Source organism: Mesorhizobium bavaricum, assembly GCF_056781655.1.
The window spans coordinates 4407355-4425994 of sequence record NZ_CM165566.1 but is presented as its reverse complement, the minus strand read 5'-3'; the positions used below and the strand labels follow the sequence as shown (position 1 = coordinate 4425994).

General features: G+C 58.0%; 18 protein-coding genes and 1 pseudogene. 6 read left to right on the top strand and 13 right to left on the bottom strand.

The window, feature by feature from the left end; translation table 11 throughout:
- Positions 1-328 precede the first annotated feature (328 nt).
- The 9 genes from AC1RZR_RS21665 to AC1RZR_RS21625 form a co-directional block, all read right to left on the bottom strand.
- Positions 329-805 (bottom strand): hypothetical protein, encoded by a 477-nt coding sequence (locus tag AC1RZR_RS21665; protein ID WP_481825924.1) that lies wholly within the window; start codon positions 803-805, stop codon positions 329-331.
- Entirely contained in the window at positions 805-1998 is a 1194-nt protein-coding gene (locus AC1RZR_RS21660) for a pyocin knob domain-containing protein (protein WP_481825923.1), read from the bottom strand. The genes AC1RZR_RS21665 and AC1RZR_RS21660 overlap by 1 nt, the downstream gene beginning before the upstream one ends.
- Positions 1999-2026: 28 nt before the next feature.
- Positions 2027-2518 carry a hypothetical protein gene (locus AC1RZR_RS21655; RefSeq protein WP_481825922.1) on the bottom strand — a complete coding sequence of 164 codons (492 nt, stop codon included), beginning with the start codon at positions 2516-2518 and terminating at the stop codon, positions 2027-2029.
- A gap of 9 nt (positions 2519-2527) precedes the next feature.
- Positions 2528-2767 (bottom strand): hypothetical protein, encoded by a 240-nt coding sequence (locus AC1RZR_RS21650; RefSeq protein WP_481825921.1) that lies wholly within the window; start codon positions 2765-2767, stop codon positions 2528-2530.
- Positions 2768-3012: 245 nt separating this feature from the next.
- A complete protein-coding gene (locus tag AC1RZR_RS21645) occupies positions 3013-3444 on the bottom strand; it encodes a hypothetical protein (RefSeq protein WP_481825920.1) in 432 nt (143 codons plus the stop codon).
- Between the two features lie 257 nt (positions 3445-3701).
- The gene (locus tag AC1RZR_RS21640; protein WP_481825919.1) at positions 3702-4526 is read right to left on the bottom strand and encodes a hypothetical protein; all 825 of its coding nucleotides are present in this window, start codon (positions 4524-4526) and stop codon (positions 3702-3704) included.
- Positions 4527-5199: 673 nt separating this feature from the next.
- Positions 5200-7596, bottom strand: coding sequence for a DUF5906 domain-containing protein (locus AC1RZR_RS21635; protein ID WP_481825918.1), 2397 nt, complete (start codon positions 7594-7596; stop codon positions 5200-5202).
- Between the two features lie 184 nt (positions 7597-7780).
- Positions 7781-8008 (bottom strand): helix-turn-helix transcriptional regulator, encoded by a 228-nt coding sequence (locus tag AC1RZR_RS21630; RefSeq protein WP_127856206.1) that lies wholly within the window; start codon positions 8006-8008, stop codon positions 7781-7783.
- A gap of 175 nt (positions 8009-8183) precedes the next feature.
- Entirely contained in the window at positions 8184-9476 is a 1293-nt protein-coding gene (locus AC1RZR_RS21625; protein ID WP_481825917.1) for a tyrosine-type recombinase/integrase, read from the bottom strand.
- 324 nt (positions 9477-9800) lie between these two features.
- Here AC1RZR_RS21625 and AC1RZR_RS21620 point away from each other — a divergent pair, with 324 nt between their 5' ends.
- The gene (locus tag AC1RZR_RS21620; RefSeq protein ID WP_481825916.1) at positions 9801-10391 is read left to right on the top strand and encodes a cupin domain-containing protein; all 591 of its coding nucleotides are present in this window, start codon (positions 9801-9803) and stop codon (positions 10389-10391) included.
- 27 nt (positions 10392-10418) lie between these two features.
- Here AC1RZR_RS21620 and AC1RZR_RS21615 read toward each other — a convergent pair whose 3' ends face one another.
- Complete coding sequence (locus tag AC1RZR_RS21615; protein WP_481825915.1) at positions 10419-10985, bottom strand: DUF2569 family protein; 567 nt, start codon at positions 10983-10985, stop codon at positions 10419-10421.
- Positions 10986-11097: 112 nt separating this feature from the next.
- Positions 11098-11712, bottom strand: a complete 615-nt coding sequence (locus AC1RZR_RS21610; RefSeq protein ID WP_481825914.1) for a TetR/AcrR family transcriptional regulator — start codon at positions 11710-11712, stop codon at positions 11098-11100.
- Positions 11713-11803: 91 nt separating this feature from the next.
- On the opposite strand from AC1RZR_RS21610, the gene AC1RZR_RS21605 reads away from it, so the two are divergent.
- The 5 genes and pseudogenes from AC1RZR_RS21605 to AC1RZR_RS21585 all read left to right on the top strand — a co-directional run bounded on the left by AC1RZR_RS21605 (position 11804) and on the right by AC1RZR_RS21585 (position 16378).
- The gene (locus tag AC1RZR_RS21605; protein ID WP_481825913.1) at positions 11804-12895 is read left to right on the top strand and encodes a polyamine ABC transporter substrate-binding protein; all 1092 of its coding nucleotides are present in this window, start codon (positions 11804-11806) and stop codon (positions 12893-12895) included.
- 13 nt (positions 12896-12908) lie between these two features.
- Positions 12909-13775 carry an ABC transporter permease gene (locus AC1RZR_RS21600; RefSeq protein WP_477275092.1) on the top strand — a complete coding sequence of 289 codons (867 nt, stop codon included), beginning with the start codon at positions 12909-12911 and terminating at the stop codon, positions 13773-13775.
- A gap of 1 nt (position 13776) precedes the next feature.
- Positions 13777-14557 (top strand): annotated as a pseudogene (locus tag AC1RZR_RS21595) (ABC transporter permease).
- The gene (locus AC1RZR_RS21590) at positions 14554-15618 is read left to right on the top strand and encodes an ABC transporter ATP-binding protein (RefSeq protein WP_481825912.1); all 1065 of its coding nucleotides are present in this window, start codon (positions 14554-14556) and stop codon (positions 15616-15618) included. The pseudogene AC1RZR_RS21595 and the gene AC1RZR_RS21590 overlap by 4 nt, the downstream one beginning before the upstream one ends.
- Position 15619: 1 nt before the next feature.
- Positions 15620-16378: an MBL fold metallo-hydrolase gene (locus AC1RZR_RS21585; RefSeq protein ID WP_481825911.1), complete on the top strand. Its 759-nt coding sequence runs from the start codon at positions 15620-15622 to the stop codon at positions 16376-16378.
- Between the two features lie 11 nt (positions 16379-16389).
- On the opposite strand, the gene AC1RZR_RS21580 is transcribed toward AC1RZR_RS21585, so the two are convergent.
- Positions 16390-17046, bottom strand: coding sequence for a TetR/AcrR family transcriptional regulator (locus tag AC1RZR_RS21580; RefSeq protein ID WP_477275100.1), 657 nt, complete (start codon positions 17044-17046; stop codon positions 16390-16392).
- A 154-nt stretch (positions 17047-17200) separates the two neighbouring features.
- Positions 17201-18628 (bottom strand): amidase, encoded by a 1428-nt coding sequence (locus tag AC1RZR_RS21575; RefSeq protein WP_481825910.1) that lies wholly within the window; start codon positions 18626-18628, stop codon positions 17201-17203.
- Between the last annotated feature and the right edge of the window lie 12 nt (positions 18629-18640).

The window sequence follows — 18640 nt, the reverse complement described above, 5'->3', positions numbered from 1 at the left end:
ACCAAACGTAAGTTCCGTGCCGGTTTTTCTCCCGGATTTCGTAACGTCTTCTGGCGGCAATCAAAACCGCACCATTATCGTTTCGTCGCCTCGTTCGTTTAACCTGGGTTCAAGGTCGGGAGCGCTCCGCTCTGGCACAAGGCGCACGTTCAAGCCGCCCGGTGTTTCGACAATCGGCACATATCCAGCCTTGGACGCCCCCTTACAAATTGCGGTTATTTGCTTTTGTGTGAGCAAGAGTTTTCGCGACATTATCTACCCCTCGAATTACCCCTGCTATCGGACGCCATGGGCGCAGGCAGGGGTAATCGTTGAATTAGTTGCACATTTATCGCCAGTCTGTTTCGGCTCGCATCTGTTTGGATATTTGCTGCTCAACACCCCCCGTTGGGATTGGCTGCGGTTCGGACGCAACGAAGACCGTTTGAACGTCGTCCGGTTGATGCCAGCGATGAACAGTCGTTATCACGTTCTTGCCGCCCGGCACTTCTGTTTCCGTCGTTTCCGCCCATGTGTTAAACGGAACATCAACGGGACCATCGGGAACGTTTTCGAGCGGTTCCGGAAAGGCCAACCACGGTTCCGGATGATGTGCATGAGGTAGAATAATCGTAACGTGCAAATCGCCGTCAACACGTTCCACCGTGTCAACGTACCATTCGCAATCGATTGCGTCGGCGGGCAATGTCGCACCATCGGGAATGACGGAAAAATCCGTCGCATCGCCGTTGATGATCAGAACATCACCGAATTTTTCCAACGTGAGCGTGTCATCACGTCGTTGTGGCGAAAATGAAATGCGCATTAGAACCACCTTCCTGTTGCTTTGAGATCGACAACACAAGTATCGCCAACCGTGTAAATACCTTCGCCAGCAAAACCTAAACCAGCAACCGAGCCGGCAGCTTTAGTACCGGTAAAGGGAAGTCCGCGCCGCTTGGTGCCAGTCAATGAACCAAGATTAGTGATGATCATGTCTAGCGACCAGTTAGCGTTCACAAAAGGAGCTGGAAAAGTCCAAGAACTAGTAACCGATGAAGCAGCCGCAGAAGTCAGCGTTACACCTGTCAGAATGCAAATCAGCGTTCCATCTGGAAATTGCATGTAAGTTCCATTCGCATTCGAACCGATGATGACTTTGTAAGCGCCCCATGCGCCAATACTTCCGGCAATGGATTTGCGAATGAATGAGTTGCTTCCTCCGGATACACCGGCACCGAAAACGATATCAGTGAAATTGTTAGTTGTTGCATCAAATTGCAGACGCAAAAGAACGCCCGCGTTGGCGTCTGGTGCATTTGTCGCGCCGGCATTGAATGAATAAAAGCCGGGTCTTGTGATGCTGTTGAGATTGGTGACTAGCGTTGATACCCCTGTCCCGGCTGGCAACTGAGCATCGGGAATAACGCCAAGTGAAGGATAGCCGCCGAGTGTGGTCATAACGGCAGGGCCGTCTGCATCGTCAAGCAACGTTTTGCCGAATGTCGAAAACCCTAGCGTCGTTAGGGCCGCGCTTGCGCTCGCATCGTCAAGCAACGTCTTGATGAACGTCGAAACGCCCAAGGTGTTAAGGACGGTTGACGCGTCCGGATCGTCAAGCAATGTACGCGCAAACGTCGTGAAATCCGCGAGCGTTGCCGAACCCGCACCGTTGAAATAGGGAAGCTTGTCGGCGGCACTCGTCAACGCTGCGATTGCGGCAAGATTGCCACCCGCGAGCAATTCAATCAAAGCGGTTGCCGCAGCCGTGTATCGCGATCCGTCCGGTTGGAAGCGGATACGATAGGCGGAAGCGGCCAAAGTCGTTCCCGGCCAATTCTCGGCCAACGTCAAATGCGTGTTGTCCGTGACAGATAGGACGGGAACGGAGAAGCCGGCGCGCATGAACAAATCGCCCGCTCTAACGGTCGTTGCCCATGCTGTTCCAACGCCAGTAACCGCCGCCGCGCCGTTGGCAACCGAAACCGTTCCGCTAGTATAGTCTTGGACGATTGTCATTCTTATTCCTCTTTATCTCTTGCTATGATCATTGAACCACTTTCGGCGTGGTCGATGCTGCTGCATACGCCTCTGCCAACTCCGCAAAGCCTTCGGCGTCCGATGCCTTAGCCTTTTCGATAAAGTAGAGTTCTTCGCCTTGCGGAGCTTGTTTCAAAGCCGGGGCACATACGATCTGGATTGCCGCAATCAAAACGTCGCGGAATTGCATTGATCCTGGGAACATTTTCACGACGGCATCACCAAACGCCTTGATTGATGCGCGCGGCGATTGGGTGTGCAACCATCCGGCAAATGTGGTCACGTCTGCGGCGTCTAAATAGAGCTTGGACTTGTCCATATAAACGTTGCGGTCAGCAACATGGACGTGGGTCCGTTCGGTCGTAGTGTCAAAGAACTCAACTCGGATCGCATGGGGATTGATATGCGCTTCCGTGCCTTTCTGAATTTGAACAATCTTGTTGCCGGCCAGAAGAACGTAAAGATTACCGGTGTCGACATGGATCAACTGCGGGTTCATTGCCGTCGCCTACTTTTTACAATCGATGGAATTGCGGGAAATATCTCCGGGGCTGTCCGTGTCGATTGTTGTTATCAACGGACTGCTTCCATCGTAATCGCCTATTACGAGTGCAAGCCGTGCATGGGCCAAAAGCCCGTTGCCAACCAGATTGCCTGACGCAATCGAATTGACGTTGACGAAATTGATGATTTCTCCATCTAGCGTCTCGGCTTCAATCTTTGTGTTATTAAAGTAGATGATGTTCATCGTCATGTTCCGTGTGGGGTTAAATTGAATACCGTGTGACGCCATAGCGCCTGTTCTTGGACCATCTTGCAATGTCGTCGGTCCGAATGACCAATATCTTTCCGTATCGCGTCGGGATCGGAAATGAATTCCACGATTGCATGTAGTGAAGCCTGCTCATGTCCCAACCGAAAATGGATGCGGCAAAGGTTTCATCAACGAATTCGCAATTGGAAGGGATTGCAACAGTCTCGTTTTGCGATGCTCTAGCCATTGATCATCCGCGCATAAACAGCCGCCGCTTCTTCATCCGATATATTTGCAGGTAGCGTTGTGGTTTGTTGCTTATCGTCAATGGCGTCCTTGTGAACGGCGTCCAAATTCCGGGCTTTCTCGATTGATGTCATGAGTTGGCGCAACTCGGCGCTGTTGATCTCGCCTTCGGAATAGGCTTCGATTGGATCACGGTTCGGGATTTCGGCAGGTAAGCCACCTGTAGGAATGAGCATCTTCACCAACAGCGAAAGTAGCTGCGTATCGCCACCAAGCGCGGCGGAAATTGCCGTTGTGATGATCGCATCACCATGCGTGCTAAGATGCTCCAAAGCTCTGCGGCGCTTGCTGATTGCCCCAACGGTTCGCCCGCCAAGCTTGTTGCCGGGCAAGAACCTGCCAGTAATTTTGTCTTTACCGCTCATCAAAAATCCGATTGATATTCAGCAATTTACCGGTTTTCACACAAAGACAGCTTTGCCGCCGTTGGCGACAATCCATCGCGATACGGCGCGGGTGTCGTAGCGGGCCGCGCTGTTGCGTCCGGACGGACGGGGAAAATCATGGGATTGGCGGTGGTAATAGAGACCTTGCCGAGTCAATCCCAACGCGGCGCAAAGCTCTGCGGAGCGAAGCGTTGGGCCGGCAGGAAGAACAATGGTAGCGGGCAACTTCATCGCAACTACTCGCGGCCCATGAGCAGCTTCCAGGCGGCTTCGGTTGGCAATTCCGTTGCGACGGCAATCACGGTGATCACGGTTTGCAAGCTGGTTTTGACCAACGCCAAATCTTCGATAAGCTGCTTCCGTTGATCGATAAACTGCTGCGCAAACGCTTCTAACTGTGCGCTGTCTGGACCAGACGCGAGCGGTTCAGCTGGTGTCGGTTCTTTGCGGAAAGAGCCTTGGGCCGAATATACCTTTGCAATTTTGAGCCTTGCGAACCGCTGCTCGATTGCGTCCCATATCGGCGTCCCGGTCATGTCGGTGAAGAACCCTCGACCTTCAAGGATCGCACCCAGTTCATCGATATCGGCATTCTCGACACGAGCCGCGCGTTCCGCCAGAGAGAGCGATTGCCAAAGCTGCCGGTATTCCTGCGGTACGGTCCCGGTGCCGGGCTCTGGCGTGGTAAAGCGCGCCCATGAAGCGTCACCGTCCCGCCGTTCGTTCACACCGGCCTTTGTGGTCCCCTGATAGGCGGGTGACACGTATTTAGTGACCAGTTCCCGCGCGCGGTCACCAAACCGCGCCGGATGCACTTCGTTGCGTGCTTGGTTCGCAGCTGCGGCAAACACGCTGACGCCGGCAGACAGCGCCGTCATTGAGTGGCGTAGCGGCTCGCTGGCATTGTCGGACAGCCGGGCGATCAGCGCCGTTTGCGAGACATCGCCGTTGCGGACAGTGAAAGCCTCGCCGCGCCCTGTGTCGCTTTTAACGAACAGATCGGCTTCGGGATTGGCGAAGGCCCGGGGAAACGACATGTGGCGGCTGCGGACGGTTAGCATTGGTGTGCCTCCTTAGAATGTTGCTTTACAATAGGGTGAGGCGGTTCGGCCTCAATGTAAAGTATAAAAGTGCGTTGATGATCATATATTATTTGAAGTGACGAACAGAACTGCGAATTAACAAATATACATTCGATCAACTCGACGACGATTACATTGATTAATTCGACCGTATTCACGACGACGACCATCGCAAACAACCGCAGCGCCGGAGCAGCAAATCAATGATTCAATGCTCACCGCGACCAATTCGCAATGAATTCAACGTGCTACTTGGCACGTTGAGGCGCGAAATCAGTTCTGGGTGTTCCTACGGGTAACTGTCAGCAATTTAGCGGGCCGAATAGGCAATTAGCGCCCGGCGCTTTGACGCTCTAATCACACTCTAATCCAAACTGATATTAGAGCGACCGTTTTCCTAGTTTTTTCAATAGGTTGAAGGCTATCCGCTTTGATCGCTTTAATGTTCTCTATATTGAGAGAGAGAGAGATATATAAAATAGCGGTAATTGCTATAATTACTGCGCCCCCGTCCCCCCGCCGGAGCCGGAGAGTAGAGCGAATAAAAGCGATCAAAGCGGATAGCCATAACTATTTGTATTGTAACAGTTTTTTGGCCGCTTTGATCGGCGCTTGGATCGCCGCTTGGATCGCCGCTCATAAATAGCGGAAATTACTCATATCCTTGATCACGTCCATAATTTGCAACGACGGCCAGCGGATTAGTATTCCACAACCAACCTCGCCGGTTCGGGAAAGCCGCGTCTTCCTGAAAGTAGCCGCGCCCGGCTTGCCCAATGCGATGATACCCGAGCGCCTTTATCGCATCGCCAATTGTGCGCGGCTTCGCGTCCTTCCGCTGGTCCCGCATCAAAGTCGCGAGCGCCGCCGTGCTAATCCAACCGGCCCGGAAGCCGTTGCGTTGATCGTCCGCAGCTTCCGCAATCATGGTTTCAAGCCAACCGCGACTTTCGATCAAAGCTTCTGCGGTGCTGCTTGTGGCTGGCGCTCGCGTCGGTAGCGCGCCGCGTTCAATTGGATAGGTCAACAGATAGTTGGCCACGATCCGCAGGCCCATGCGATGCCCGCCGTTCTGATGGTCGCCAAGCCAAGCATACAGGCTGTTGAAATAGGCGTCGTTCATGCCGCGTGACCGCAGATCGTCAAGCGTCTGGATTGGGCTGTAAAAGATTGCAAAGCGCCGGCCATTGGTCGTGATCGGAATTGCGTCTTTGTGGTTGGAAAAGAACATCCAATTTGATGGCGTGTCGGCCATCCGTTGGTTGACGCCCTTTCCTTCTATTTCAAGTTCCGTTTCGGTAATGAACGGTTTGAGAGTTTCGACCATATCGCGCCTGTCGTCGGTCTTGATCTCATCAACCAAGAAAAACAACTTGCTATCCATCCAGCCGTTAAATTTGCTTCCGCTATCGTTTAACTGCTTGGCCTTCGGCTGATAAAAATATTGCTTGTCGATGGCATGGCGGATCACTTGTTTGAAAACGTTTTTGCCAACGCCTTCAACGGATTGGATGAGCGGAGCCCAAGGGATTTTATGACCGGGATAGCGAGCGTTGTGCGCGAGGAATTCGAGCAATATGCGCTGGTCGTCCAGGTTCGGCAGCACCAACGCCAAATGACGCAAGAATGGCGTAGGATCGCCGGCAAAAATATCGATGCGGGCGGGTACGTAGGTGTTGACGTAGGAACGCCCTAGCCCGTCGCGAACGATTTCGCCCGTTGGTCGTTCTGGTCGAAAACATGTCCCGTCAACTTTCGGCACGGTCCAAAGCGTTGACCGCGTGGCGGCTTTCCATGCCTCATCGGTAGGCTTGCCGGTTCCATCAATGATGAATTTTTTGCCGCCATACGATGCGTTGAAGCTTCCGACATCGTAACGAATGCCGCGCGGTCCAATGATGCGACTTTCCGGCCCGATCAACACGCAATCCTTGAACCATGTCTGCTGTTCCAAGTGCGTCAACATTTCGCCGCTGCAATCGAGTTCGGGCGGCGCTGGCATTGGTGGCACGGTCGCGGCTGGTGTGGTCGTTCCCGGCATTGGAGGCGCTGCAATCGGTTGCGATGGCGGCACCATTAAATGCTGATACGCGAGCAAAGACGGGACGCGACGTTCAATCGACGGCCAACCGACTTCGGTGTTGCGAAAAGAAAGCCACTGTTTGAGGTTCTCGCCTTGGTCATTCCCGACGAAACGGGCGCACCATTCCGACCAAATGCGGAATAGCGTGTCGGGATCGGTTAGCGTCCAGCCGGCCTGTTTCACCGCAGCGGAAAACGATATCCATTCACCACGATCTAAATCATTCGGGTCTAAGAGCTTCAAGGCGAACCGCAGCCAATCGAGCGACGGCGCGGCAAGCGACGGCTCGCCTAGCTCATGCCGCCCGCCGCTGCCGTCTATGACGTTGACCGATGCCAGGGCGGCTTCCAGCGCCTCCGCTGGCGTCACATAGCCATAGCCGGGCAAACTAAAGCAGGAAACAAGGTGCGGCTTTGTCGGGTCTTTCAAATGCAACGTCCCGGCAAGCCTTAGAACCCTTGTAGGATCGATCACGGATTTATCGCCGTCGAACAGTTGCCGCAGCTTCCGTTGAATGAGCGTGTAACGGTCGTTGTCGCGATATGGCGTAACCGGCCAATAGCAATGGTATTTCAAAGGTGACGTTTGGACCGCAAAAGCCGGCGCTGGAAGCCATTGCGAAGCGCGTTCAAAGTTCTGTTGCGCGGACAGGTTGTCTAAGTCGATGACGTGCGTTCGAATGCTCGCGACGTTGGCGAGTTCCCGTCCATTCCCATCAAGATGACTGATGTTTAGAAAAACGCCGTAACCCTTCGCTTGGTAATCCAAGAACGTTTGCCATAGTTGTGGCAACGTCCCATCATAGGAATGCGCTGGAATGTCTTTTTGAGTGTCATGAATGCATCGGTAATTTACAAGCGTTGTGTTCGGGTCTTGCCCTGTCAACGCGGCAATATGCGCGAAGGCTTGATTATAGTCTTGCGTGGCCGGGTTGACCGGCGCTCCCGATGATAATATATCGGCCATTGTAACTTCAACTTTCCGTATCGTTTTGAACACTGATTGATTGTGCCCGGCCTCACACGCCGGGCATATTTTTTGAGCATCGGTCTTAGCAACCGCTACGCCTGCTTATAATAATTGCGCGATATCAAATACTTGTGCTCGCGCAGCGGCCCGTTTTCTCGATTGGGGTATTTCGGCGGGTAAATCAGGCGGCGCGACCGGCAATAAAGCGCTCGATATCGGCCCGCGACCAATAACGACGGCGGTTGATCACGCGAGGCTTTGGGAAGTCGGCAACGGGCGGCGTACGTTTGCCGGTGCGCTTGTCGTAATCGCCTTTCAGCCAACGGTGCAACGCCATGTCGCTGACGCCGCCTAGTATAGCGCGCACGGCAGGGGCGGGAATGAGGGTGTCAATGGGGTTCGGGTTCATAAGGGTACCTCAAATCTCTGAAGTTTCAGGATTTGCAGGCATCCACCCGCGTTCACCGCGTCTTCCTCGCGACATTGGGCCAGTCCAGCCCCTTACACCGCCCAAATCAGGCGACATAGCAACCGTGAGCTAACGTTGGCTCACGGTCAAGAGTATACCTTAACGATTTTTGAGGTTATGCACGCTTCGGAAGGATCGTTACATTGTTTGCGGTAATCGTTGCGATCCGCGTTGCCCATTGCTTCAAAGCTTCTGCTTTCTCGTCCTGATAATCGTAGCGGTTATAAATCCCGGCAACGCCGCTAACTTTGCCGGTCTTGTGGTTCAAGATCGCTTCTGTCACTTCCTGCTTGATTCCAAGCTTCGCGAGTTCGGTTGCACATGTGCGGCGCAAATCATGCAGATGCCAATTTGCCAAAGCCGGTTCGCCGCAATTCTTATCAAGAGCAAGTTTGCCGTTGGAAAAGCCGCTGTAAGGCGTCTTGCCTGTGGTCGTGAAAACATATGCCGATAGCTCGCCGTCCGCGTCGGTGATCACCGGCAGTCCTTCAATGATCGTCTTTGCCAATGGTGCGAGCGGCACGATATGAGCGCGTCCGTTCTTGGTGCGTGATCCTTCAAGCGTGATCGCGTCCGTTGCGTCGTTTATTTCGGACCATTTGAGGTTGGCTATCTCGTCGCGGCGTTGCCCGGTCAAAAGCAATAGCTGGACCATGGGACCGAACGGATAGCCGCATTTGTCGGCTGCATTCCAAACGGCCTTGATTTCATCGTGAGATAAGACGCGCTCCCGGCTTTGCGGCTTCGTCGGCGCTTCCGCTAGTTCGATGATGTTGCGCCCGATCACGCGGGCAACAGCTTTCCAGCGGAAGAATGCGGACAGGACCGCGAAGGCGTTGCGCTGCGCTCCGGTTTGCAGCTTGGCAATCAGCTTTTCAATGTCGCGGTAATCAATGGCGCGAATGTCGGTGACATGCTTCAAATTGGGTTTGATGTTGGTCGCAATGATCCGCTCATATTCGTCTGCGGTGGACGCTTTGACAGGCCGCCCTTTGAAACCAGCGGTGCGGGCCGTTTTCACGAATTCATCAAGCCAGTGATCAACGCTAAATTTGTTGCCGGTCTTTTCCTGTCGCGGATCGTGACCGCGCTTTGCGTCTGCAATTACACGTTCGGCCAACGCTCGCGCTTGCGTGGTGTTCAAAACTTGCGTGGCAGATATCACCACGTTGCCGCTGCGATCTTCGGCGGTCCCTTCCTCATCGTATCGGCCTAGCGTGATCTTCGCGGGCTTGCCGTCCACCTTCGTTCGCACCGCCCAAGATAGCGCACCGCTCGGTTGCGGCTGCATCACCAGATAAAGCCCGGCTTGCGCGCTGTCCGGTATCTCTTGCCGCGCTGCTCCCGGCTTCAATGCGTTGATGAAAGCGGCGGCTCGCTTGTGCTGCGACGGGATCGAAACGGCCATGTGAAAAGCTCCGGGTAACGTCAGGGGTAAACCGGGGTACGTTATTTCACGTTATGGCCCGTTATGCAAACCGATGCTCTAAGCTCGAAATATGTATAAAAACCAGCAATTTACCTGAGTTCGTGTTGGGAACCGTGAGGCTCCGGGGTGCTCTGGCACAAAATTTGTAAACCGAAGGTCGGCGGTTCGATTCCGTCCGGGGGCACCAGTTCGCAGTGAACCGTCGATCCTTTGACTTTGATGTGCCGGTGTTCCTGAAATAGGAGCTGATCCATGTCACGCTGTGGGGACGTCTACGAGAACAAGGTGACCGGTGAATTTGCGGTGATCCTGCGCGGCAACGAAGATCGCGGCCAAGGACCCGGCATTGTTCATTTAACCGCTCGGCCGGGAGCTGCGGTCGTTGGCGAGCACTTCCATCCGAACATGACCGAACGGTTTACCGTCTTCAGCGGCCGGCTCGATGCCTCCATCGCCGGGAAGACATTTTCTCTGGGGCCCGGCCAATCGGCAATGGTCGAGGCGGGCGTGGTGCACGATTGGTGGAACAGCAGCAAGACCGAGGAAGCACACGTCTTGATCGAAATAGAACGGGCGCCGGGGGCGGACCAGATTGACCCGAACCGCTTCGAGCTCATGATCGGCATGCTCTTCGGCCTCGCCAATGCCGGTCGGGTCGATAAGAGAGGTAGACCCTTCCCGCTTCAGGCGGCCGTCATCGTCAGGGAATTTGCCGACGTGGTCGTCTTCACCCAGCCTCCGCCCGCTATCCAGCGGGTGGCGCTCGGCATCCTGGTGCCGCTCGCCAACCTGCTTGGCTATCGAGCGATCGACCCTGCTTTCTGCAGGCCGCATGCGCATGTCACTCCTGCCCCCGAAATCCTCGCTTTGGCAGGCCTTCCGCCGAGCCCCTAACGCTTCAAATATTCCAAATTGTGCTGTCTAGGAGGCGCGCACGATCCGGGCGGATGCTCTGACCCCGGTGAACGTGTTTCGTACCCTGACGGATTTGTGGATGTAAGCGACCCAGAGTCCGACCAGGACAAACGAGACTATAGGCGCGGCAAGTGCGTGTCCGGTGACCACTTGCCCGACCGGAACCCCGAAAGCCGTGGAAACCCAGACCGCGTCCAGGATGAAGACCACCGGGATTGCAAGCCACTGGATGAGAAACAAGTGCTTGAACCAAGGGCTCCGCCTCAGCATGGCAACAAACACCACCAGTTGAAGCACCAGAAATGCCAGCAGCAGAGCAACCTCGCCATAGACCACCATGGGTCCGTTCGGCATTAGCATGAGCTGGTTGTAGCCATCGCTCGAGGACCCCATTGCGGCAAGCGTGCGCAACGGGGACAAGGCCTGCCCGATCGCAAGAAGCATCAGCCATCCTCCGAAGCCAACAAGGTCAGCCGGATTCTGTGAGGGCTTGATGGCAGATCGGAGCGCAAAGAAGACAGGAATGCCGATCAACAGCAGAACTATCGCCCAGTGCCAGACTGAAAACTGCATTCACCCCTCCCCCAAAAATGCACGCATGGGTTGTATCATATTTCAGATTCGACTCAAGAGGGTTGAGTCGCGGCTTGGCCCAAAAATCAATTCTGCTGCCTTTTCCTGACAATCAAACCGCAATCGCCGCCACCAGTATCCGGTTCTGCCGGCGTATCGCCGCGCGCAGCCCCGGGATCTTCGCCGCGTCGCGCTTCACGAACTCGATGAACATCATGTTCATGTTGTTGAAGATCAGTTCGCCGAGTGCGGCCCCGTCGATGTCCTGCCGCACCAGGTCCAGCACCTGGAGGCGGGCGATCAGTGCGCGGATCTGCTCGGTCAGCGCCCGGTCGAGCGCGGTGTAGGCCTGGCCGAACGGGCTTTCGGGCAGTTGCGTCGAGATCGCCATCGCCTGCCGCCACATCTCCTTGCTGAGATAGTGCAGCGAGTGCTCGATATAGATGCCGATCAGCGTGTCCAGCGCGTCGCCGACATTGGCGGGCGGCCTGGCGACGACGCCTTGCCCGGCATTCAGCACCTCGTTGACTTCCAGCGAGACGATGGCGCCGAGGATGTCGCCCTTGTTCTGGTAGTAGTTGTAGATGGTGCCAACAGAGACCTCGGCCTGTGCCGCGATCGCTTCGATCTTGGCGCCTTCATAGCCGGCCTCGCGGAAAAGTTCGGCTGCCGCCTCGATGATGCGCCTGTGCCGATCCGCCTTTTGCCTTGCCCGCAATCCGCTCATCTCAGCCTCTTGCCACAAAAACAGAATTGACTCAATTTTAGAATTGGTTCAACTTTTTGCAAGAAGCCACAAAGGCAAGGGAGAACACTCGATGTCCGCAAAATCTGCATCCAGGAATCCGCATTCCATCCTGACGCGCCATCTGCACGCGGCGTGCGCCGCCACGGCACTGCTGCTCGGCGCCGGCAGTCTCGCCCAGGCCGCCGATCTCAACGCATTGATCTGGTGCGATCATTCCGATCCCGCACTGCTGCAGCCCTTCGAGGAGGCCAACAATGTCAAGGTCAACGTCAAGGAGTTCGAGGGAACCGGCGCTGGGCTCGCCATCGTCGAACAGTCGCAGCCCGGCGACTGGGACGTGATGGTGATCGACTCGATCGACATACCGCGCGGCGTCGAAAAGGGCCTGTTCGAACCGCTGCCGGACGACAAACTGCCCCTGGCCGACATGTTTCCCCAGGTGAAGATGGACGGCTCCACGGTGGTCGGCGGCAAGCGCTACGGCATCACCGAAAAGTTCGGCTACAACACAATCGGCTACAACAAGACCAAGGTCGATCCGGCCGACATGCAGTCGATGGCGGCGCTGACCGGCGACAAGTACAAGGGCAAGGTCGCCATCTACGACTATTATCTGCCGGTCATCGGCATGGCCGCACTCGCCATCGGCAAGAAGACGGCGGATCTCACCGAAGCCGACCTGCCCGCCCTCAAGGAGGAGCTTCTCAAGATGAAGGCCAATGCCAAGCTGGTCGGAGAAGTGACCGCCAGCCAGACGGCGCTGGCGACCGGCGAGGTCGATATCCTGGTCGGCGGCGGCGAATGGGTGACGGCGGGGTTGGCCAAGGAGAACCCGGCGCTGGACTTCTCCATTCCCAAGGAAGGCGCGGTGCTGTGGTCGCAGTCGCTGGCCATGTTCAAGGATTCCAAGAGCAAGGACATGGCGCTGAAATTCATCCAATACATCATGAGCCCGGAGGGCCAGGCGCGACTTGCCACTTCGTCCTGCTACTGGGGGATGCCGGCGAACACCAAGGCGGCGCTGACCGACGAGCAGAAGAAGATCCTGCGTTTCGACGAGCAGCCGGGCTTCCTCGCCCGCGCCCAGGCCTATCCGGCGCCGAATGCCGACCTCGACAAGAAGATGCAGGACATGTGGACCGAAATGCTGCAGGCGAAGTGAGCGGCTGCGGCTGATGAACTCAGTTGGTAACAACGGGCGTGCCCTGCCCCGGGCGGGCCGCGCCCTGCCCTGGGCGCTGGTCACGCCTGCGCTCGGCTGGACGCTGCTGTTCTTCGTGCTGCCCTTCATCGCCATGGGGTTTTCCAGCCTGACGGCGCATGAGGGCGGCGGCTTCACGGCGTCCAACTACAGCCAGTTCTTCACCAACCCCTCCTACTGGCAAGCGATGGTGAACTCGCTGCAAGTGACGGCGATCGTCACCGTCGTCTCGGTGCTGCTCGCCTATCCCTTCGCCTGGATCCTGGCCGAACAGGTGCCGGAACGATGGCAAAGGCTGGCACTGATGCTGGCCGTGCTGCCGTTCTGGACGTCCTATGTCGTGCGCTCCTATTCCTGGCTGCTGGTGCTGGCGCAGAACGGCGTCATAAACCGGGCGCTGACGGGCATCGGCGCGGTTGCCGAGCCCCTGCAACTCGCCAACACGCGTTTCGCCACCGTCACCGGCTTCGTGCATTTCTTCGTCATGCTTTTGACGCTGACGATCTTTGCCAATCTGAAGCAGCTCAGCCCGAGCTACCGCAAGGCGGCCGCCGATCTCGGCGCCGGGCCGGTGCGCACCTTCCTGCATGTCGTCCTGCCGTTGACCTTGCCCGGCATCATGGTCGGAGCCTTCCTCACCTTCGTGCTGTGCATCGGCGACTACATCACTCCGCAGATCCTCGGCGGCAACAACGAGCTTCTTATGCCGCAGCTGGTGATGATGCAGATCGGCCGGCGCGGCGACTTTCCGCTGGCATCGGCACTGTCGATCATCCTGATGGCCGTTGTCACCATCGCCTACCTCGCCTGCGCCCGCTGGCTAAAGATCGAGCGGGCCTGAGATGCACCGGATTGTCCGTATCGTATCCTGGCTCTACGCGCTTGCTATCTACGGCTTCATCTTCCTGCCGGTTGTCGTGCTGGTGCTGTTCTCGCTCCAGGCGACGTCGTTCCCGATCCCACCCTTCACCGGCCCGTCATTGCGCTGGTACGACGCGGTTCTCTCGGACACGCGGCTGACCTCGGCGCTGGTCAATTCGCTGCTGGTGGCTTCGATCGTCGCTTGCTGCAGTCACGCTCGGCTTCCTCTCCGCCTGGGGTTTTGCCCGCTTCGTCCTGCCGGGCTCCGGCCTGCTGCGCGGGCTGATCACCCTGCCCTTGACGGTCAGCTATCTCATCATCGGCATGGGACTGCTGGTGCTGTTCAACTGGGCCGGCGTGCCGAAGTCGCTGCTGGCCGCCGGCATCGGCCATGTCGTGATCAACCTGCCGCTGTGCTTTGCCATCATCTACAGCCAGATGGGCGACCACCAGATCAACATCGAGCGCGCCGCTCGTGACCTCGGCGCACCGGAATGGAAGGTGCTGCTCCTGATCACCGTGCCGGTGATGGCACCGGCCATCTTCGCCGGTTTCTTCCTGTCGATGACCTTCTCCTGGGACGAGTTCGTCATCTCCTTCCTTTTGACGCGCTTCGACACGACATTGCCGGTGGAAATCTGGAACCTGCTGCGCTCCGGCCTCAATCCGAAAACCAATGCCGTCGGCTCGCTGGTCTTCGCCGTCTCGATCGTGCTGGTCGTGCTGTTCGAACTGACGTTGCTGCGCAGGAGAAGAGCATGACCGCGCCCTTGGTCGACATCCGCGCCGTCTCGCATCGCTTCGGCCAGCAGACCGTGCTGAAGAACGTCTCGCTGCAGATCGAACCGGGCAGCTACACGATCCTGCTCGGCCCTTCCGGATCAGGCAAGACGACGCTGCTGTCCATCCTCGGCGGCTTCGTTACTCCAAGTGAAGGCAAGGTGTTCATCCGCGGTGTGGACTGCACCTCGGTGCCGCCGGCCAAGCGCCCGACGACGACCGTGTTCCAGGATTACGCGCTGTTCCCGCATATGAGCGTCGGCAGCAACGTTGGCTTCGGCCTGCGCATGCAGGGCGTCGACGGTGCGACACGAGCCACCCGGGCACGCGAGGCGCTGGTGCTGGTTGGGCTGGCCTCCGCCTTCGACAAGAAGCCGCACCAGCTTTCCGGTGGCCAGCGGCAGCGTGTGGCGCTGGCGCGTGCGCTGGTGATCGAGCCGGCGGTGCTTTTGCTCGACGAGCCGCTCGGCGCGCTCGACCTCAAATTGCGCCGGCAGATGCAGGACGAGTTGAAGGCGATCCAGCAGCGCGTCGGCACCGCCTTCATCCATGTCACCCACGACCAGGAAGAGGCAATGGCGCTGGCCGACCACTGCGTGGTGATGAATGACGGGCGCATCGAGGACGAAGGGCCGCCCGAGCGCGTCTATGCCAAACCGGCGACGCGCTTTTCCGCGACCTTCATGGGCGAAAGCACGATCCTTGCCGGCACGGTCACGAAAGCCAGGGACAGGACCAGCATTGTCGCGACGCCGGTCGGGCCGGTTTCGCTGCCCAGCGCGTTGCCGGTGGGCTCGGCGGTCGGGCTCGCCATACGTCCGGAGCACATTGTCCTCGGCGCGGCCAGCGGCGATATCAGACTGGGCACGGCTGAAGTGAGCGACGTCGTCTTCCAGGGCAGCTTCAAGCGCGTGCTCGCAGTTTCCGTCGAAGACCCTTCGCTGCGGTTCATCGCCAGGCTGCCAGCGGCAACCACCGTCCAGCCGGGCGACACGGTCGCGGTTTCGTGCAATACCGACCAGATCATCCTGCTGACGGATTGAAATGGGCACGCTTCCGGTCATCGACGCCCCAGACTGGTACGAGACCATCCGCATGAGCGATGGCGTGACACTGATCCATGAGCCTTGGATCAAGCCGTTCTTCCGCTGCAACATGTGGCACGTGCGGGGTCGCGACCGTGATCTCCTGTTCGATACCGGTCTCGGCCATTTCAGCCTCAGGCGTCACCTGCCGCTGGTGACGGAGCGAAAGCTGACCTGTGTCGCCAGCCACACGCATTTCGATCACATTGGCTGCCATCACGAATTTCCCGACCGTTGCGTGCACGCGGCCGAGGCCGAAATCCTCGCCGATCCGCGCAACGAATGGACGGCCGCCGACACCTATGCGACCGACGAGATGTTTGACGGCATGCCGCAAGGCTGGGACACGGCGCGCTACAGCATCCGGCCAGCACCGGCAGGCCGCCTGCTCGAACATGGCGACGTCGTCGATCTCGGCGACCGTGCCTTCGAGGTGATCCACACGCCCGGCCACTCACCCGGCGGCATCGCGCTCCACGAGAAGAAGACCGGCATCCTGCTTTCCGGCGACATCATCTATGACGGCCCGCTGATCGACGACGTCTATCACTCGGATATTTCGGACTATATGGCGACGCTGGTTGGCATGCGCGACCTCGATGTCTCGGTCGTGCACGGCGGCCATTTTCCGAGCTTCGGCAAGGTGCGCTACCGGCAGCTCGTCGACGAGTATCTGGCGCAGAAGCGGCAGGCGGGCTGCCATCTGCGGCAGCCCTAGTAGTAAGCGAGTTAGCGCATCAATTCGAAATGCCGCGGAAATGCCTGGTGCAGCAGCATCAGCATCGTCTTTCTCAGCACATCGGAATTGCCCGACGGTGGGTTGAGGTGATCCCAGATCCATGCCCCATGGACGAGATAGTTGAGGCTTTCAGCCAGCGTGTCCGGGTCGACATCGGTGTAGCCGCCGCCGCGCTTGATTTCGATGAGCAAGTCGCGCGCCTCGGCATTGTAGCTGAGATCGCTGGGCAGGCCGATCTCGTTGTAGATCTGCATGCTCTTGCGGTCGCTGGAGAACACAACAAAGACCGAAACCCATTTCGGATGCTGCCGCGCGAATCTTTGCGCGCATTCGACCGCGCCCATCAGCCGCTCGACCGGCGACATGCCTGGCGCCCGCACCAGCGTCGCCCACAATTCATCGTACTGATCGCTGAGATACTGCAGCACGGCCCGGAACAGGTTCTCCTTGCTGCGAAAGTGGAAAACCACCAGCGCGTTGGAAGAGCCGACATGCTCGGCGATCCGCTGCATGGTGACGCTCGCCAGGCCTTCGTCGGCGATGAGATCGATGGTGGCGTCGATGATCCGCTGAATGCTGGCCTCGCCGCGCTCGCGCCGGCGATCCCTGGGCGCCGGCTCGATCTTATTGTCCCCATCTTCGGCCACAATTGCATTCCCCTGTGCCGCGGCAGCCTTGCGTTGCGCCATTCCTGTCCAGCCCTTTTTCAAACCTTGCGGCGGTAATTTCCAGCCCCGCGCGCCGGCGCACCATAGCCGAAGCGAGAGAGCGAGCACCAGCCAGCACAGGCTACGTGACCGTTCAAAGCGACGGGCGTGTTTCGGTGTTTCCGTACCATTGGCCCTGAGCCGTTTCAAAGGCCAGCGCTGCCCGGAAGACATCGGCGTCGCAATAGGTGCGGCCGACAATCTGGATGCCGGTCGGCACGCCGCTCGCCGCCCGCCCCGAGGGTATGGTGAGAACGGGACAGCGGCTCAGCATGTTGAACGGCGTCGTCATCACCCAGCCAAGCGACGGGTTCACCGGCTTTCCGTTGATCTCGACAGTGTCCCTGGTGTGGTCGAACTCCGCCGGCACCGCGGGAAGCGCGTTGGTCGGGCAGATCAGCACATCATATGTCTCCAGCAGCGGGCCTAGCGTCTGGTACATCCTGGCCGCCACCTCCAGAGTTGCGACAAAGTCCGTGGCCTTGGACTTTTGCCCATCCTCGGCGAATTGCCGTGCATAGCTGGTCATGTCCTTGCCGTGCTGCTTGAGCAGTTGCGACAGCGAGGCGCCGAAGAGATGCTCCAGATAGGCCATGCCGGCCTTGAGCACTTCGTCGCCCCAGCCCAGGTCGACCTCCTCGACGGTGGCGCCAAGTGAACGAAACGCATCACAGGCGGCAAGCGTGTTCCTGCGCACCTCGGCATCCACTTCGAAGGAACCGAGGTCCATCGAAAGAGCAATCTTCCAGCCCTTGATCGGCTTGTAGTCGAGCGGCAGGCGCAGTTTCGGGCGCAACGTGGCGATATCGAGCGGGCTTGGACCCGCCATGACGTTCTGCAGCAGGATCGCATCCCGGACGTTTCGTGCCAGCGGTCCGGTGTGGCAGTAGAAGTCGAGATTGAATGGCGGCTCGTCCGGGTTGCGGCCGTATGGCGGCTTGAAGCCGACAAGACCGCACGCCGAGGCGGGAATGCGGATCGACCCGGCAATGTCCGAACCACTGGCAATCGACGATGTACCCGCGGCCAGCGTCGCCGCCGCACCGCCAGACGAGCCGCCTGGCGTGAAGTCCGGATTCCACGGATTGCGCGTCACGCCCCAGCGCCTCGACCAGGTGACGCCGGCGCAGCTGAATTCGGGTGTCGCGGTACGGGCGTGGACGATGCCGCCAGCCTTGATGATGCGCTCGTTCATCGTCGAGGTGTGGCCGCCAATGGCGTCCTTCGACAGCAGCGAGCCGTGTGATGTCGGCTTGCCCTTGATGTAGCTCTCGTCCTTGATGCCGATCGGCAAGCCCTCGAGCGCGCCGGTCCTGGCGCCCCTGGCGTATTTCGCCTCGGCCTTTCTGGCCAGCTCCATCGCCTCGTCGAAATGCGTGAAGGTGAAGCAGTTGATCGTCGACCTGGTGGCTTCGGCACGGCGGATGGTCGCCTGCATCAATTCGACGGGCGAAAGTTTCTTCGCCTTGAACAGCCGCAGCGCCTCGCTGGCTGGCAGATAGCAAAGGTCGAGATCGGTCATGGGAAGTCTCCT